The following is a 13,543-nucleotide window of genomic DNA, read 5'->3' as shown; positions in this document are numbered from 1 at the left end:
ATTTGCATCAGGCCGGCGACCAGGCCGGGAATGGATCGGGGAGGCGCTCCCAGGCCGATGGGGTGAAGGCGCGTGCCGGGATCAGGCAGTCGTCAAGCGCCCGGCGCAAAGCCGCCTCGTCCATCGGATCGGTGCCGATGAAGACCAGCTCCTGCCGGCGGTCGCCCCAGATGGGGTCGAGATAGGCCGACATCGCGGTTTCCCACTGCGGATCGTCGGGCCAGCGTTGCTGCGGCACGGCGGCCCACCACAGACCGCGTCGACTGGTCGAAACCAGCTGGCCGGCCTGGCTCAGTTCACCGACATATTGCGGCCGGGTAGCGAGCCAGAAGAACCCCTTGGCGCGGATGACGCCAGGGTGAGCCCGGGCGACGAAGCCGTTGAACAACAGCGGGTTGAATGGCCGGCGCGCCCGGTAGACGAAGGAGCGGATGCCGTATTCGAGGGTTTCCGGAACATGGTCGGCAAAGCCGTTCAGTTCCTTGAACCACAGCGGATGCTGCTCGGCGCGATCGAAGTTGAAGCGGCCGGTGCCGAGGATCTGGTCGATGGCGACGCGGCTGAAATCGGTCTCGATGACGCGCGCGCCGACGTTCAGCGAACGGATGATGCGGCGCGCCGCGGCGAGCCCCTCCGGCGTGGCGGTCGCGACCTTGTTCAATACGATGACGTCGGCGAACTCGATCTGGTCGACCAGCAGGTGGACGAGGCTGCGCTCATCGTCGGGACCGAGGGTCTCGCCGTGAGCGGAAAGCGGATCGGTGGAGCCGAACTGGGCGCCGAGGTTGGCGGCATCGACCACGGTGACCATGGTGTCGAGGTCGGTAATGTCGCTGAGGCTTTCACCCAGGGCATCGCGGAACTCGAAGGTGGCGGCGACCGGCAAGGGTTCGGAGATGCCGGTCGATTCGATGAGCAGGTAGTCGAAGCGGCCGGCTTCGGCCAGGGCACGGACTTCGCGCAACAGGTCGCCGCGCAGGGTGCAGCAGATGCAGCCGTTCGACATCTCAACCAGTTGCTCGTCGGCCCGCGACAGCTCGGCGCCGCCCTCGCGCACCAGCGTGGCGTCGATATTCACCTCGCTCATGTCGTTGACGATGACGGCGACGCGGCGCCCCTCGCGGTTGTTGAGGATGTGGTTGAGCAGCGTGGTCTTGCCGGCGCCCAGAAAGCCGGAGAGCACGGTGACGGGTAGGCGTTTCATGACGTCTCGCTCGGTAGGAGGAGGCCCCGCCTCACGGTGGGGCGCAATGCATCACTCGTGCGTGTGGCCGGAGCCGCCGACGGCGACGATGTTGTAGGGGGCGCCGGCCACCGCGATGTCACGGGCAAGTGCAAAGCTCTCGGCATCGACGAGGTGGATGGTGCCGGCCAGCGGATCGGTGACGGCGATGTGGTCGCCGGCGACAGCAAGCCGCGGCCGCGGCAGGCTCCACTCGCCATCCATCGAGTAGGGTTCGGTCAGCTGCAGCGTCTTGTCGATGGCGCCGGAGACGACATCGAGCCGGTGCAATGCGCCATCCTCGGTGAAGACATAGGCATATTTCACGCGCTCGGGGTCGATGGCGAAGTGGACGCGGCGGCTGGGCAGATCAACCAGGCGGAAGGGCTCGGTTGCGGAAGGATCGATGATGGCAACGCGATCGGCGCCATAGTTGCCGAGCCAATACTGCATGGCGACACCGCCGAGCAGCGTGGTGGCTTTACCCTCCGGCAGGCTGGCCGAATAGGGCAGCAGCTGCAGCTCTGGGCCGTCCTTGGCCGCCTTCACCAGCAAGAGGCCGGCGGCGCAGGCGATGGCGAGGGTGTCGCCGGAGCTGGCTTCACCGTGCAGGTCCGGGCAGGCATGGAGATCGCCGATGGTGGCGCCGTCGGCGCCATAGACATCGATGCCGACGGGAAGCGCTTTGGCGTCTTCGGGGCTGGGGCGCGAGATCAGCGTGTATTCGCCGAGCGGCGCGGCAACGCCATGGTGCGGGGCGGCAACCTTCAGGTCACGGGTCGCCGCATTGCCGGCAAGCCAGTCCGTCTCGGAGATCAACCGGGCGACACCTTCGCCATCGAAGAACAGCGCGATGTCGCCATGGTGCTCGACAAAGTGCACCGGCTTGTCGCCGGCGACGGCGGCATCGAGCAGTCTGGGCGCACTGACCTCGAGGTCGGCATGATCGCCATGGTCGCCCAGCGCGATGCCGGAAGCGATGGCGGAGACACGGTCGGCCTCGCCCTGCACCGCATAGACGGCGGCCTTGCGCCGCGTGGTGTAGAGGCTTGCCGGGCTGCCGAGCTCGAAGCTGCCGGCGATCTGGTCGGTGCCGAGGTCAATGGCGGTGACGAGCGGCTTGGCGTGGTCGGCGACGAACAGCCGCCAGAAGGTGGCTTCTTCTTCGGCCCAAGCGGGGGTGGCGCAGAAGGACAGGGCCATGGCAGGCAGGATCAGGTGGTGCAGCAGGCGCGGCATCGGCAGTCTCCCAAGGTGAAATCGAGGTCGAGCGGAAGGGTTCGCGCGCCGGATGGCGCGCGGGCGGTCGGCGAAAAAGCGAGGGGATAGGGGCCGCCGGGTGGCGCGGCGGCCCCCCCGAGGTTACTGCGCGAGGCAGGCCTTGAGGCTGGTGGCGAGGTTCTCGATCAGCTGGCGATAGAGGCCCGGGCCTTCATCGAGGTTGGCGCCCTCGGGGTCGAGCACGCCTTGTTTCGCCGTGGTGCCCTCGGTGAGCACGGTAACGATGCGCGGGTCGAACACCGGCTCGGCGAAGACGCAGGCGGCATCGAGAGTCTTCAGCTTCGCGCGGATCTCGTTGATGCGGTCGGCGCCGGGAGCGATTTCGGGGCTGAGGGTGACCGAGCCGGCGACGTTCAGCCCGAAGCGCTTCTCGAAATACTGGTAGGCGTCGTGGAAGACGACGAAGGGGCGATCCTTGATCGGGGCGAGGCTGGCCTCAGTCTCGGCGATCAGGGCGTCGAGGTCGGCGGTCTCCCTTGAGGCATTGGCGCGGTAAATCTCGGCATGCTCGGGATCGGCAGCGACGAGGCTGTCGGCGATGGCCACGACCATCACCTTGGCGTTACCGGGATCGAGGAAGAAGTGCAGGTCCTGCTCCTCGCCGTGCTCGTGCTCTTGCGCCTCCTCACCGTGCTCCGCTTCACCGTGATCGTGATGCTCGAAGGTGCCGGTTTCGCGCGGCGGCAGCAGCTCGATGCCGGGAGCCTTGCTCAGCTCGACGATGGTGGCCTTGGGCGCCAGGGTATCGATCGAATCCTCGAGGAAGAGTTCGAGCCCGTGACCAGTCCAGAACACCAGGTTGGCCGATTGCAGCGCCTGCGCGTCGGAGGGCTTGAGGCTGTAGCTGTGCGGCGAGGCGGCGCCCTTGACGATGAGTGCCGGCGTGCCGAGATCTCCCATCACCGCGGCGACCAGCGCATGCAGCGGCTTGATGGTGGCGACAACGCTGGGCACCTCGGCAAGCGCCAGGGTGGGCCAGCTGAGCGCCGCAGCAAGCGCCAGGAAGAACGGTTTCTGCATCGGAAGACCCCTGTTTGAAACACAGCTCGAGTAGGCGATATGTTATGACATTACGCTATCGATGTGTTACGCTATAACGTAATGGTAGAACGTCAGCAAGAGACGGAATCGTGAATTTCATGGATGCACATCGAGGGCACGAGGTGCTGGTGGATGTGGCCGGCGCCGGCGTGCGGCGTGATGGCCGCTGGCTGGTCGAGGCTGTCGACGTGACGATCCGCAAGGGCGAGATCGTCACGCTGATCGGACCGAACGGCTCGGGCAAATCGACCACGGCGAAGCTGGTGACCGGGGTGCTGAAGCCTGATGCCGGGACGGTTGCGCGCAAATCCGGGCTGCGGATCGGCTATGTGCCGCAAAAGCTCTCGATCGACTGGACCATGCCGCTGACGGTGCGGCGGCTGATGTCGCTGACCGGCAGCTATCCCAGAGCCGAGATCGATGCGGCGCTGGCGGCGACCGGCGTGGCGCACCTCGCCAATGCCGAGGTGCAGCACCTTTCTGGCGGCGAGTTCCAGCGGGCGCTGCTGGCGCGGGCGATGATCCGCAAGCCGGACCTCTTGGTACTGGACGAGCCGGTGCAGGGCGTCGATTTCTCCGGCGAAGTGGCGCTCTACGACCTGATCGGCAAGATCCGTGACGAGACCGGCTGCGGCATCCTGCTGATCAGCCATGACCTGCACGTGGTGATGGCGGCGACCGATACTGTGATCTGCCTCAACGGCCATGTCTGCTGCCGCGGCACGCCGGAATCGGTGGCGCGGAGCCCGGAATATCTGAGCCTGTTCGGCGCGCGAGCCGCCAATGCGCTGGCGGTGTACCAGCACCACCACGACCACACCCACCTGCCCGATGGGCGGGTCGAGGAAGCGGACGGGCGGATCGTCGACGCACACGAGCATGTGCACGAACACGACCATGAAGGGCACCGCCATGCTTGAGGATTTCTTCACCCGAGCGGTGATCGCCGGGATCGGGCTGGCGCTGGTGACCGGGCCGCTGGGCTGCTTCATCGTATGGCGACGCATGGCCTATTTCGGCGACACCATGGCGCATTCGGCGCTGCTCGGGGTGGCGCTCAGCCTGGTGCTGCAGGTGAACATGACGCTCGGGGTGTTCATCATTGCCGCGGCCGTCGCCGGGGCGCTGCTGCTGCTGCAACGGCGGCAGACGCTGTCGACCGATGCGCTGCTTGGCATCCTCAGCCATTCGGCGCTGGCCATCGGCCTCGTGGTGGCGTTCCTCAGCGGCATCCGGGTCGACCTGATGGGCTTTCTGTTCGGTGACATCCTCGCGGTGTCGGTCACCGATATCGTGGTGATTTACCTCGGCGGGCTGGTGATCCTCGCGGTGCTCGCCGCGATGTGGCGGCCGCTGCTGGCGGCGACGGTCAATGCCGAGGTGGCGGAAGCCGAGGGCATGCGGCCCGAGGTGACGCGGATCGTCTTCATGCTGCTGCTCGCTTCGGTGATCGCCATCGCCATGAAGATCGTCGGTGTGCTGCTGATCACGGCGCTGCTGATCATTCCGGCGGCAACCGCACGGCGGCTGAGCGCCACGCCCGAGCAGATGGCGCTGATCTCGGCCGGCGTCGGGGCGCTGGCAGTGGCGGGCGGGCTGTTCGGCTCGCTCCGCTTCGATACGCCGAGCGGCCCGTCGATCGTCGTTGCGGCGCTTGCGCTGTTCCTCATTTCCATCGCGCTGCCGGTCCATTTGTGGCGCGCCAGACGGGAGGCCTGAGCCATGGCCCATAGCCACGAAGCCCACCACCATGAGCGGCCGCGCGACCTGACGCGCAACCAGGAGCTGGTGCTGACGACGCTCAACAATGCCGAGGCGCCGCTCTCGGCCTATGACATTCTCGACAAGCTGCGGGACGATGGGTTGCGCGCGCCACTGCAGGTCTATAGGGCGCTGGAGAAGCTGATCGAGCACGGGCTGGCGCACCGGCTGGAATCGCTCAACGCTTTCGTCTGCTGCGCCGATGCCAACTGCCACGGGCGCGCCAGCGGCACGGCGGCGTTCGCCATCTGCTCGGGCTGCGGGCGGGTGGACGAATTCGCCGACCCTGAGGTAACGGCGCGGCTCGCCGCCTGGGCCGGGGAGACCGGCTTCGCGCTCGAGCGGACGACGATCGAGCTGCGCGGCCGGTGTGCCGAATGCCGGAAGGCGGCTTAGGCTCTTCCCGATCTGCGGCCGGTGGCTGTGGATTCACCAGCGGCAGGGGTCAGCTGATTGGCTAACTCGCCTGACGCAACGCCTGCTCGCCCTGCAGCAGGCGTTCGAGTTGCGCCAGGCGCAGCGGACGGGCGAACAGGTAGCCCTGGAATTCGCGACAGCCGAGGCGTGACAGCAGCGCTGCCTCCTCGCGCCGCTCGACGCCTTCGGCGGTGACGGCGAGGCCCATGGCGAAAGCGTAGATCATGGTGGATTCGACCAATGCCGCCTGCACCGGGTCGCTGTCGATCTCGGCGACCAGCGAGCGATCGAGCTTCACCCGGTCGAAGCGGAACTGCTTCAGATAGCCGATCGAGGAATAACCGGTGCCGAAGTCGTCGAGCGCGATGATGATGCCGGACTGGCGCAGCTGTTCGATCAGCCGGATGGCGCGATCGGGGTGGGAGACGAGAAAGGACTCGGTCACTTCGAGCTGCAGCCGGCTGGCGGCGACGCCCCATTCGTCGAGCGTCGCAAAGACGGTCTGTGGCAGCGTCGGGTTGCGGAGCTGGGCCGGCGAGACGTTGACCGAAATCTTCAGCTCGCCGAGCGGGCCGATCTCCTCGATGGCGCGGCGCAGCGCGAACATGCCGAGATCGTCGATGAGGCCGGAGGCTTCGGCTGCGGGGATGAACTCGCCGGGCCCCATCGGGCCGGCGGCGCGGCGGTTCCAGCGCATCAGCGCCTCGACCCCGAGGATCGCCTGGGTGCGGAAATCGATGATCGGCTGGTATTCGAGGTCGAACTCGCCGGCCTCCAGCCCGCGCCGGATATCGGCCTGCAGCTCGATGCGGCGGCGACGCTCATCCTCGATGGCCGGGTCGTAGGCCACGGTGTGGTTGCCGCCGGTCTCGCGGGCCCGCGCTACGGCGGTCTCGGCCATGCGGATCAGATTGCCAACGTTGTCACGGCGCGTTGGCGCATCGACGACGCCGATGCTCAGGCCGATCTTCAGCTTGAGGTTGCCGACCGGGACCGGTTCGCCGGCGCCGGCCAGGATGCGGTCGGCGAAACCGCGGATCTTCTCGCCAGCGTCCTCGCCGAGGCGAGCGAGCGACAGCTCGGTCGGGCCGGTACGGGCGAGCACTGCCTGCCCATCGGTGATCGTCTCGAAGCGCTCGGCCAGCGCCACCAGCAGTTCATTGGCGGCCTCGCGGCCATAGAGGCCGACGATATCCTGCAGGCCGTCGACGTTGATCTGGCTGACGGCAACCGGCAGTTCGCCGCGCTTTCTGGGGATCGCCTGGGCGATGTGCTCCTCGAGGCCGAAGCGGCTCAGCAGCCCGGTGGTGCCGTCATAGCGGGCATTGTACCAGTCGCGCTCTTCTGAAGCGGTGCGCAACTTGATCGAATGGCGGAAGGCGGCAAGGACGACGAAGATCAGGACGCCGATGATCAGCATCACCAGCACGGCGATGGTCGCGGTGTGGGCAAAGGCCGGGTCGCCAGGGCGACGCGGCGGCCAGTCGATGGTGGCGATAGCCGCTCCCGCCGCGTCGGTGAGCGCCATCACGTCATGGTCAGGTTTGGGCACCTCGACGAGCCGTGGCAGCGGCAGCTGGAAGCGGGTGGCGACGTCGCGCAGCATGATGTCGTCGAGCTGGCGGGCGAGCCAGAGCACGCGGCGCTGCTCGCGCGGGATGCTGGCCTGACCGGAATTGCCGTGGACCACCGCACCGGCAAGCGCCGCAGCGCCACGGGCATTGCGCGACAGGTTGGAAACGGTCGCATCGTCGCCGGCCCTGGCGATACCCGCCTCGAGCCGTTCGAGCAGTTGCGGCACACCGCTGAACAGCTCGGCGAGCGTACCGGTCACCGGTCCGCGGCTGGTTTCGCCGAAGATGATATTGCCGCTCATATCGGTGAGAATGGCGGTGTCATAGGTATCGGAGATGCGCGCGGTGGCGCCCCAGACCGAGTCGAGCCAGGCCGGATTGGGCTCGATATAGGTGTTGATATAGGCCTCGGTCCAGGTCGCCTCATCGGCAGTGCTCTCGGCAAGACCGACCACCAGGGACTCGACGGCGGCGGCGATAGCGCTCTTGCCGCGATCGGAATCGATAGCGTTCATTTCGGCGCTCATCAGATGCATGGCGACGAACACCAGCGCGCAGACGCCGAAATAGACAGCGACCGCCGGCAGGGCGATCCAGAAAGTGAAGTTCAGCAATGCCGATCGGCGCGCCGGCTTGCGCGCGCTGCGGACATCAGAGCCGCGATTATGTCGCGCTTTCGAGGCGGAAAAGTCTGCAACTTTTCCTGAAAGCGCTCCGGCGGCCAGAGCCGACGTGCTTTTGGCAGCTTTGGGCAAGTAGTGACACCGGCGTGGGAAGCATCGCCGAACGCTACGGGCCCAGGCTTAACACCGGCTTAAAGTGTGCGGCAGATCAGGCTGAGGCCAGAGCTGCTTTCCTCGCCAACCTGGCCTTGATGCTCTCGACATCGGCGCGTGGCGTCGCGGCGAACAGCGAGCGGGTATAGGGATGCTCGGGGTTGGAGAACAGCCTGTCACGCGTCCCCTGCTCCACCGCCTCGCCCAGGTACATCACCATCACCTCGTCGGCGATGTATTTGACCACGCTGAGGTCGTGGCTGATGAACACGTAGGTGAGCCCGAACTCGTCCTGCAGGTCGGCGAGCAGGTTGAGGATCTGCGCCTGCACCGACAGATCGAGCGCCGAGACCGGCTCGTCGAGCACCAGCAGCGAGGGCTTCAGGATGATGGCGCGGGCGATGGCGATGCGCTGGCGCTGGCCGCCCGAGAACATGTGCGGATAGCGGTTGAAGTGCTCGGGTTGCAGCCCGACCTTGACCAGCATATCGAGGGCACGGTCGCGCCGTTCGGCGGCCGGCATATCGGTATTGAGGAGCAGCGGCTCCATCAGCACGTTGCCGATCTTCTGGCGCGGGTTCAGCGAGCCATAGGGGTTCTGGAAGACGATCTGCACCTTGCGGCGCATGGCGGCGGTGACGCCGCTCTTCTTGATGTCGATGGTCTCGCCGTCGATCAGCAGCTCACCGTCGGTCTGCCGGTCGATCAGCGTCAGGATGCGGGCCAGCGTCGACTTGCCCGAGCCGGACTCGCCGACAATGGCCAGGGTCTTACCCTGTTCGAGCTTGAAGCTGACGCCCTTGACCGCATGCACGGTGCGGCCGCCGCCGAACAGCGTGCCGCCGATGTGATAGTCGCGGACCAGGTTCCTGGCTTCGAGGACGGTGCTCATCACACGGCCTCCTCGAAGTTGGTGCCGGTAATGGTCGGCAGCCGGTCGCCGGTGGCGTTGTCGGGGAGCGCCGCGAGCAGCGCGCGGGTGTAGGAGCTCCTCGGCGCGGTGAAGAGCTCGAGCACGCCCGCCTCCTCCATCTTGCGCCCCTTATACTGCACCACGACGCGGTCGGCGGTTTCGGCGACGACGCCGATATTGTGGGTGATCATGATCAAGCCCATGCCGTGCTCGGCCTGCAGCCGTACCAGGAGATCGAGGATCTGCTTCTGGATGGTGACGTCGAGCGCCGTGGTCGGTTCGTCCGCGATCAACAGCTTGGGGTTGCAGGCAATGGCCATGGCAATCATGACGCGCTGGTTCTGCCCGCCCGACATCTGGTGCGGATAGGATTTCAGCCGCTCCGCCGAGTTGGGGATGCCGACCTGATCGAGCAGTTCGATGGCGCGGGCGCGGCGCTGGGCTTTGCCCATGCCGAGATGGAAGCGCAGCACTTCCTCGATCTGGAAGCCCACCGTGAAGCAGGGGTTCAGGCTGGTCATCGGCTCCTGGAAGATCATGGCGACGTCCTTGCCGATGATCTTGCGCTTGTCGGCAGCCGACATGGCGAGCAGGTCCTTGCCGTCGAAGGTCATCTTGTCGGCGCTGACATGAGCGGTGGGCGGCAACAGGCCCATGACGGCGAGCATCGCCACCGACTTGCCGGAACCGCTCTCGCCGACGATAGCCAGGACTTCGCGGGCGTCGACATGGATATCGATGCCTTTGACAGCGTTGAACACGCCGACCGAGGTATCGAAGCTGACGGTGAGATTTTTGACTTCGAGCAGGTGCATCGCCTCAGCTCCGCTTGAGCTTGGGATCGAGCGCATCGCGCAGGCCATCGCCCACGAGGTTGATGGCGAGAACCGTGATCAGGATGGCGAGGCCGGGCATGGTGACGATCCACCAGGCGCTGGTGATGAACTCGCGGGCACGCGCCAGCATGGTGCCCCATTCCGGCGTCGGCGGCTGCGCCCCCATGCCGAGGAAGCCGAGCGCCGCCGCCTCGAGGATGGCGTTGGAGAAGCTCAGCGTCGCCTGGACGATCAGCGGCCCAAGGCAGTTGGGGAGGATGGTGACGAACATCAGCCGGATGTGGCTGGCGCCGGCGACCTTGGCCGAGGTGACATACTCGCGGCTCTTCTCGCTCAGCACCGCGGCGCGGGTCAGGCGGGCGAAATGCGGCTGCAGCACCAGCGCGATGGCCAGCATGGCGTTGAACAGGCCGGGGCCGAGGATCGCCACCAGCACCAGCGCCAGGAGCAGCGAGGGGAAGGCGAGGATGATATCCATGACGCGCATGATCAGCGCATCGACCCAGCCACGGAAGTAGCCGGCGAGCAGCCCGAGCGTGACACCGACGATCAGCGCGCCGGTGACGACGATGAAGCCGATCATCAGCGAGTAGCGTGAGCCGTGGATCAGGCGCGAGAGAATGTCGCGGCCGACCTCGTCCGTGCCGAGGAAGAATTGCGGCTGCGTGCCGCCGGCCCAGGGCGGCGCCATGCGGATGAACTCGCGGAACTGCTGGTCGGGCGAGAACGGCGCCAGCACTGGCGCGAACAGGGCAACCAGGATCAGCAGCAGAAATACGGCGAGGCCGAGGACCGCCCCGTGGTTCGTCGAGAAATAGTACCAGAACTCGCGCAACCCGCTGAAGCGGCCCGGAGCGGTGGAGGTCGTGGTGGTGGTTTCTGCGGCCATCACTGCACCCTGATGCGCGGATTGATGACGGCGTAGAGGATGTCGACGATGAGGTTCACCGCCATGACGATCAACGCAATGAGCAGCAGGCCCGACTGTACCGAGACGTAGTCGCGCTTAGAAATCGAGTCGATCATCCACTTGCCGATGCCCGGCCAGGAAAAGATCGTCTCGGTGAGGATGGCGCCGGCCATCAGCAGGCCGATCTGCAGGCCGATGGTGGTGACGACCGGGATCAGCGCGTTGCGGAAGGCGTGAACGCCGACGACGCGGTTGGGGTCCAGGCCCTTGGCGCGGGCGGTGCGGACATAGTCCTCGCCCAGCACTTCCAGCATGGCGGAGCGCGTCTGCCGGGCGATGACGGCGAGCGGAATGGTGCCGAGCACGATCGCCGGCAGGATCAGGTGGCGCAGCGCCGAGATGAAACCATCGGGCTTACCGGCGAGCAGGCTGTCGATCAGCATGAAGCCGGTGATGCGCGGGAAGAAGAAGTTGAGCGCGATGCGACCCGACACCGGGGTCCAGCCGAGATAGCCGGAAAAGAAGATGATGAGCAGAAGCCCCCACCAGAAGATCGGCATCGAATAGCCGGTGAGCGCCACGCCCATGGTGATCTGGTCGAACCACGAGCCGCGCTTGATGGCGGCAAAGATGCCGGCGGGAATGCCGAGCGCCACGGCGATCAGCATAGCGAACAGCGCCAGCTCGACGGTTGCCGGGAACAGGGTCAGGAATTCATCGATCACCGGCCGCTTGGTGGCGAGCGAGATGCCGAAATTGCCCTGCAGGATGCCGCCGACGTAATTGAAGTACTGCTGCCAGATCGGCAGGTTGTAGCCGAACTGTTCCTTCAGGATCTCATAGCGTTCGGGGGTGACGCCGTGCTGGCCGGCCATCGCGAGGATGGGGTCGCCGGGGAGCAGGCGGATGAAGGCAAACGACGCGATCGTGATGCCGATAATGGTCGGCACGATCAGGGCGAGTTTCTGGAGGATGAATCGCAGCATTGGGTACGCCAAGGGGCGGCGCCGGTGATGGCGCCGCCCCTTGAACTCTATCTCTAATTATTCGGTCACGTCGACATTGTCGAAGCGGTGAATCCCGAGCGGATCCATAGTGTAGCCGAGGACGCGCTTGTTCATCGGCATGAAGACCTTGGAGTGCGCCATGGTCAGGGCCGGCTCTTCGGCTTTGAAGATTTCCTGGGCCTTGGTGTAGAGCGCGGTACGCTCGGCCGGGTCGGAGACCTTCTTGGCGTCCTGGATGACCTTCTCGAAGTCGTCGTTGCACCAGCTCGAGTAGTTGGACACGCCAATGGCCGAGCAGGAGAACAGCGTCGCAAAGAAGTTGTCCGGATCACCGTTGTCGCCGGTCCAGCCGATCTGGAACGCACCCGGGCGGTCCTTCTGCTTGCCGCGCTCGCGGTACTCGGTCCACTCGTAGGTGACGATGTTGGCAGTGACGCCGACCGCGGCCCAGTCGGCCTGGATCATTTCAGCGGCGCGCTGCGCGTTCGGGTTGTACGGACGGCTGACCGGCATGGCCCACAGGTCGAGGGTCAGGCCCGAAACGCCTGCGTCGGCGAGGAGCTTCTTGGCGCCTTCCGGATCGTAGGCAGTGTCGACGATCTTGTCGTCATAGGACCACATGGTCGGCGGGATCAGGTTCTTGGCGGCCTGGCCGGCGCCCTGGTAGACCGCATCGACCAGCGCCTGCTTGTTGATGGCCATCGAGAGCGCCTTGCGGACGTTCACGTTATCCATCGGAGCGACGGTGGTGTTGTAGGACATATAGCCGATGTTCAGGCCTTCCTGCTCCATCACCTGCAGGTTGGTGTCGGCCTTGAGGCCTTCGATATCGGCCGGGGCGGGATACGACATGATATCGCATTCGCCGGCCTTGAGCTTCTGCGCACGCACCGCCGGATCGGTGGTGATGGCGAAGATCAGGTCGTCAATCGCCACCTTGCCGCGCCAGTAGTCGGCGAAGGCCTGGTAACGGATGACGGCATCGGTCTGGTAGTCGACGAACACGAAGGCGCCGGTACCGACCGGCTTGTTGGAGAAGTCGGCCAGGTTGCCCGAAGCGGCGAGCTGGTCGGCATATTCCTTCGAAACGATCGAGGCGAAGTCCATGCCCAGGTTGGCCAGCATCGGCGCGTTGGGCTCGTTCAGCGTGATCTTGACGGTCAGGTCATCGACCTTCTCGATCGACTTGAGGAACTTGGGCATGTCCATGCCCTGGAAATAGTCCCACGAGATGCCCTCGAGGTACTTGTTCCACGGATTGTCTTCCTTCCACTGCCGCTCGAGCGAGAAGATCACGTCGTCGGCGTTCAGCTCACGTGTGGGCGTGAAGTAGGAGGTGGTGTGGAACTTCACACCCGGACGGAGCTTGAAGGTGTACTCGAGCCCGTCGGCCGAGACTTCCCAGCTCTCGGCGAGACCCGGCTGCACGGCGGTGCCGCCGTGTTCGAACTCGACGAGGCGGTCATAGATGGTGCGCGAGCTGGCGTCGAAGTCGTTACCACCGGTGGTCGGACCGGGGTCGAAGTGCGCCGGCGAGGCTTCCGAGCAGAACACGAGCTGCTTGGCATAGACGCTGCCGCCCATCACCGCGACGAGCGCGGTGGCGGCGAGCAGGGTTTTCATCAAATGCATGATGGTTGTCTCCCGAAAAGCATTACGCCCCGGCATTCAACGGCAGAGTCCCTTCCGCCGGCCGGAGCTTGGCGCGCAACAAAGCGCTTTTTCTGCCGCCACGCAATGGCCCAGTTTTACCGGTTGGTCAAAGCCCCGTCATACGCAATGCCGTTTCAACAAAGCCCCTATCG

The 13,543-nt window shown here is 65.6% G+C and carries 12 protein-coding genes; 3 read left to right on the top strand and 9 right to left on the bottom strand.

The window, feature by feature from the left end:
• Positions 1-7: 7 nt before the first annotated feature.
• The 3 genes from ASC89_RS14240 to ASC89_RS14230 form a co-directional block, all read right to left on the bottom strand.
• Entirely contained in the window at positions 8-1,204 is a 1,197-nt protein-coding gene (locus tag ASC89_RS14240) for a GTP-binding protein (protein WP_055998826.1), read from the bottom strand.
• A gap of 51 nt (positions 1,205-1,255) precedes the next feature.
• Positions 1,256-2,461: a metallochaperone AztD gene (locus tag ASC89_RS14235; RefSeq protein ID WP_055998824.1), complete on the bottom strand. Its 1,206-nt coding sequence runs from the start codon at positions 2,459-2,461 to the stop codon at positions 1,256-1,258.
• Between the two features lie 123 nt (positions 2,462-2,584).
• Complete coding sequence (locus tag ASC89_RS14230; protein ID WP_055998822.1) at positions 2,585-3,523, bottom strand: zinc ABC transporter substrate-binding protein; 939 nt, start codon at positions 3,521-3,523, stop codon at positions 2,585-2,587.
• Positions 3,524-3,642: 119 nt separating this feature from the next.
• Here ASC89_RS14230 and ASC89_RS14225 point away from each other — a divergent pair, with 119 nt between their 5' ends.
• The 3 genes from ASC89_RS14225 to ASC89_RS14215 are packed head-to-tail and all read left to right on the top strand — an operon-like array spanning position 3,643 to position 5,701.
• Positions 3,643-4,464, top strand: coding sequence for a metal ABC transporter ATP-binding protein (locus ASC89_RS14225; protein ID WP_055998820.1), 822 nt, complete (start codon positions 3,643-3,645; stop codon positions 4,462-4,464).
• On the top strand, positions 4,424-5,263 hold the full coding sequence (locus ASC89_RS14220; protein ID WP_055998818.1) for a metal ABC transporter permease: 840 nt from the start codon (positions 4,424-4,426) through the stop codon (positions 5,261-5,263). The genes ASC89_RS14225 and ASC89_RS14220 overlap by 41 nt, the downstream gene beginning before the upstream one ends.
• A 3-nt stretch (positions 5,264-5,266) precedes the next feature.
• A complete protein-coding gene (locus ASC89_RS14215) occupies positions 5,267-5,701 on the top strand; it encodes a Fur family transcriptional regulator (RefSeq protein WP_055998816.1) in 435 nt (144 codons plus the stop codon).
• Positions 5,702-5,762: 61 nt separating this feature from the next.
• Here the strand turns inward: ASC89_RS14215 and ASC89_RS14210 are convergent, their stop codons facing one another.
• The 6 genes from ASC89_RS14210 to ASC89_RS14185 all read right to left on the bottom strand — a co-directional run bounded on the left by ASC89_RS14210 (position 5,763) and on the right by ASC89_RS14185 (position 13,370).
• Positions 5,763-7,910: a bifunctional diguanylate cyclase/phosphodiesterase gene (locus tag ASC89_RS14210; protein WP_055998814.1), complete on the bottom strand. Its 2,148-nt coding sequence runs from the start codon at positions 7,908-7,910 to the stop codon at positions 5,763-5,765.
• A 217-nt stretch (positions 7,911-8,127) separates the two neighbouring features.
• Complete coding sequence (locus tag ASC89_RS14205) at positions 8,128-8,964, bottom strand: dipeptide ABC transporter ATP-binding protein (RefSeq protein ID WP_055998812.1); 837 nt, start codon at positions 8,962-8,964, stop codon at positions 8,128-8,130.
• Positions 8,964-9,800: an ABC transporter ATP-binding protein gene (locus ASC89_RS14200; RefSeq protein WP_055998810.1), complete on the bottom strand. Its 837-nt coding sequence runs from the start codon at positions 9,798-9,800 to the stop codon at positions 8,964-8,966. Before ASC89_RS14200 ends, ASC89_RS14205 begins: the two co-directional genes overlap by 1 nt.
• Positions 9,801-9,804: 4 nt before the next feature.
• Positions 9,805-10,710, bottom strand: coding sequence for an ABC transporter permease subunit (locus ASC89_RS14195; RefSeq protein WP_055876692.1), 906 nt, complete (start codon positions 10,708-10,710; stop codon positions 9,805-9,807).
• Positions 10,710-11,717, bottom strand: coding sequence for an ABC transporter permease subunit (locus ASC89_RS14190; RefSeq protein WP_055876689.1), 1,008 nt, complete (start codon positions 11,715-11,717; stop codon positions 10,710-10,712). The genes ASC89_RS14195 and ASC89_RS14190 overlap by 1 nt, the downstream gene beginning before the upstream one ends.
• 57 nt (positions 11,718-11,774) lie before the next feature.
• Positions 11,775-13,370 carry an ABC transporter substrate-binding protein gene (locus ASC89_RS14185; RefSeq protein ID WP_055876686.1) on the bottom strand — a complete coding sequence of 532 codons (1,596 nt, stop codon included), beginning with the start codon at positions 13,368-13,370 and terminating at the stop codon, positions 11,775-11,777.
• Positions 13,371-13,543 lie beyond the last annotated feature (173 nt).

This window comes from Devosia sp. Root413D1 (genome assembly GCF_001425235.1).
Classification (GTDB): Bacteria; Pseudomonadota; Alphaproteobacteria; order Rhizobiales; family Devosiaceae; genus Devosia_A.
This window is presented reverse-complemented; position numbering and strand designations above follow the sequence as displayed.

Bases quoted from the DNA above. Each gene is read 5' to 3' on its own strand.
- ASC89_RS14240 (WP_055998826.1), bottom strand. From the start codon at position 1,204: ATGAAACGCCTACCCGTCACCGTGCTCTCCGGCTTTCTGGGCGCCGGC.
- ASC89_RS14235 (WP_055998824.1), bottom strand. From the start codon at position 2,461: ATGCCGCGCCTGCTGCACCACCTGATCCTGCCTGCCATGGCCCTGTCC.
- ASC89_RS14230 (WP_055998822.1), bottom strand. From the start codon at position 3,523: ATGCAGAAACCGTTCTTCCTGGCGCTTGCTGCGGCGCTCAGCTGGCCC.
- ASC89_RS14225 (WP_055998820.1), top strand. From the start codon at position 3,643: ATGGATGCACATCGAGGGCACGAGGTGCTGGTGGATGTGGCCGGCGCC.
- ASC89_RS14220 (WP_055998818.1), top strand. From the start codon at position 4,424: ATGTGCACGAACACGACCATGAAGGGCACCGCCATGCTTGAGGATTTC.
- ASC89_RS14215 (WP_055998816.1), top strand. From the start codon at position 5,267: ATGGCCCATAGCCACGAAGCCCACCACCATGAGCGGCCGCGCGACCTG.
- ASC89_RS14205 (WP_055998812.1), bottom strand. From the start codon at position 8,964: ATGAGCACCGTCCTCGAAGCCAGGAACCTGGTCCGCGACTATCACATC.
- ASC89_RS14200 (WP_055998810.1), bottom strand. From the start codon at position 9,800: ATGCACCTGCTCGAAGTCAAAAATCTCACCGTCAGCTTCGATACCTCG.
- ASC89_RS14195 (WP_055876692.1), bottom strand. From the start codon at position 10,710: ATGGCCGCAGAAACCACCACCACGACCTCCACCGCTCCGGGCCGCTTC.
- ASC89_RS14190 (WP_055876689.1), bottom strand. From the start codon at position 11,717: ATGCTGCGATTCATCCTCCAGAAACTCGCCCTGATCGTGCCGACCATT.
- ASC89_RS14185 (WP_055876686.1), bottom strand. From the start codon at position 13,370: ATGCATTTGATGAAAACCCTGCTCGCCGCCACCGCGCTCGTCGCGGTG.